Here is a 2,481-nt window from a genome sequence, read left to right as displayed (position 1 = left end):
GCGATCCATTGATGCTAAATGAGTTGTGCGTAAGGGTATGCGCTGACCGTGGCGACCGCGATGTGCAGCGCATCTTCCGCAGCCTTGACCGGCACGATTCCATGTCCTATCAACGACTCCGCGATATGGAGTGCCTGCTCAGTGATTAAGAGTAAAGGCACATCATTCAACACAGCCAGCCGTTTCTCGGCTGCATCTGGGTCACCAGCGCCACACTCACGCAATACCGCCTCCGACACCAGCAGTTCGTACTGGTTGCGGGTTTCCCACCAAGCAAGAGTAATTTGCTGATGAGCTGCCCCGAGAATAGTCTTGCTGGGACGAGCCGTCAGGTAGCTGATGACCGAGGTTTCAACGTATACCTTGCGCTTCATGACTTCAACCCTCGTTCAGAAAACCGTGGTCTGTTCCCTATTGGTTCTCTATTGGTTCTCCTGCCTTTGCCTTCCCTATTTCCTTCTCCAACAACGTGCAAACCTTCTTGATGGCGTTTTTAAGTTCACCTGAGACTACATTTAGGGACAGCAACTCGTGAAAAGGAGACAGCACAGATGACAGGTACGACTCTCTGTGTCTGAGGGGAACGACCGCGATCGCCTCCTTGTATAGTTCATAGCCCTTATGCGTGTCACCTGATACAAGGCAGGATTCAGCAAGATCAAAGCGGCGCCACGGGTCTTCTGGATCATTTGAGACATTGAATTCGCAAAGCGGCTTAACCTTTCCGAATTGTGACATTGCCGATGGCAGCCGTGATGGATCGGTACTCGACAGAAGTAGCTCTAGCTTCGCTACGTTAAGCAATGAGTACGTATCATATGGTTCCCTTCTAGCTGCGGTAGCATAGCGCTCTTGGGCTAAACGGATTGCGTTCCAGTCGATCGCAGAGGGAGCATCGCGGAAGCCCCACCTTCGGAGGGCACCGCCGAGATTACGCAAAGCCTCGGCGTGCTCTGGCGCGAGTCGTACTGCCTCCTCGAGTGCATGAACCGACTTCTCATGGTCACCTTGTTTGCCATAGGCAATTCCCATTTCTCGGTATGCGTCCGAGGACTTTGGGTCGAGAGCTACAGCTCGCCTGAGAATCGAGATGCTCTCATCGTATTTCGTCTGCTTTCGAAGCTCGGTGCCTAGCTCGACAAGCGCATCCACCCGGCTCGGGTTGATGTTTACGACTTCATGTAGTAACCGCAGGCGCTCATCGGGTTGTTTGGTGGTTACAGCAGCGGCAAAGAGGTCTTGGCCCCGCTGTTCTTTCAGTTTGGAGTTCTCTATTTGGAGTTCCTCAATATATCCACGGGTATGCACAACGAGATCACTTGACTGGCGAACGGGGCTGTCGCAATGGTTGGGGTCTGCAATTTCCTCGACAACTGCCTTTACGACTTCGGAGATTGCTTTCGACAGGCTCGCCGGGTCTTTGGCATAAGGAATTGCTCGGCTTGCCGCGGCGTTGAAGAGGATCTCGCTGACGTTTTGGCTCACCACGATCGTGACCGCATCGCGTGACGTCCACCGTGCGCCTAATTCAAGGTACACATTTGCATTGTTGCCGGTTAGGTCAGCTATATAGATGTCAGCTTTCAGGGCATCTCTGAACATGGAGGCGTGAATTGGGCCACCAAGTACCTTGTCTTTTTCGATCACTAGCTCGACCTCTCGGCTGAGACGCTCTGCTAAGGCCTTCCTTATGGGTTCGTAAAAATGCAGCTTTATTTGGTCAGGCGCCTTCCATTCTGCCGATGCTCCCATGTTCGTACCCGGCATCGCGACGAATAGTCGTAGAGCAGACTGGATCATTCTATGCTCTCCTCGTCCTATGGTTGGATGTTCTTGGGCTAACGTGAAAGCTCAGGGGCGCTGCGCGGCTTTATCGCGCAGCGTCCCTTGGAGCGCCGGGTTGGGCGTGTACTTCTTGAAAAACTGCAACCGGAACCGAGCGGTCGACAGCGACCGACTTCCGAAGAGCCTTAATACGTTCAATTTCGTGGAGTGTCTGAGCCGAGAAGTAGGACTCTCCGCAGTGAGGACACGACCACATAGGGATGTTCTCTATCACCAGAAGCGAAGAACCTCGACCGGAACTGCGAGTTACCTTCCGCAGTTGCGCACCTGAATGGCCGCACGAGGCGCAAAGCACTTCAGACAAGGTAGACTGTGATGACGAAGAGGTTGCCGAGCGGGCCGAACTTGACGACTGCCTCGGCCGGGACTCCGCCGACTGTGGCGCCGCGGACGACGAACTTCCGCTCGTCCGTTTTGCGGTCGCGCTGACGTTCGACGATTTCGCAGGTGAGAAGGATGTTTTCGAGATCGAGGATCGCAAGGTTGTCATCGTCAAGTTCTTCTACAGCGTGGATGGACACAACGTAGTTCAGTGAACGAACACAGTTGCGGATTCGGACAATGGTAGATTGAGCCACTCGTCAATTGTAGCGCTTCAGCGTAATGGTATCGCGGGTGAAATTGGTAGGTGTGTTG

At 53.7% G+C, this 2,481-nt stretch carries 4 protein-coding genes; all 4 read right to left on the bottom strand.

The features are described from left to right. Positions 1-14 precede the first annotated feature (14 nt). Positions 15-374 carry a type II toxin-antitoxin system VapC family toxin gene (locus tag CAPSK01_RS03275; RefSeq protein WP_273703007.1) on the bottom strand — a complete coding sequence of 120 codons (360 nt, stop codon included), beginning with the start codon at positions 372-374 and terminating at the stop codon, positions 15-17. Between the two features lie 37 nt (positions 375-411). Continuing rightward, entirely contained in the window at positions 412-1,800 is a 1,389-nt protein-coding gene (locus CAPSK01_RS03270; RefSeq protein WP_034922500.1) for a tetratricopeptide repeat protein, read from the bottom strand. Positions 1,801-1,870: 70 nt separating this feature from the next. Further along, complete coding sequence (locus CAPSK01_RS21665) at positions 1,871-2,140, bottom strand: type II toxin-antitoxin system MqsA family antitoxin (protein ID WP_273703008.1); 270 nt, start codon at positions 2,138-2,140, stop codon at positions 1,871-1,873. Between the two features lies 1 nt (position 2,141). Beyond that, positions 2,142-2,423, bottom strand: coding sequence for a DUF4258 domain-containing protein (locus CAPSK01_RS03265; RefSeq protein ID WP_034922497.1), 282 nt, complete (start codon positions 2,421-2,423; stop codon positions 2,142-2,144). Positions 2,424-2,481 lie beyond the last annotated feature (58 nt).

Origin of the sequence: Candidatus Accumulibacter vicinus (assembly GCF_000584955.1) — a bacterium.
Classification (GTDB): domain Bacteria; phylum Pseudomonadota; class Gammaproteobacteria; order Burkholderiales; family Rhodocyclaceae; genus Accumulibacter; species Accumulibacter vicinus.
Note: the sequence above shows the minus strand (reverse complement) of the source record. Positions and strands in the feature narration are given on the sequence as shown.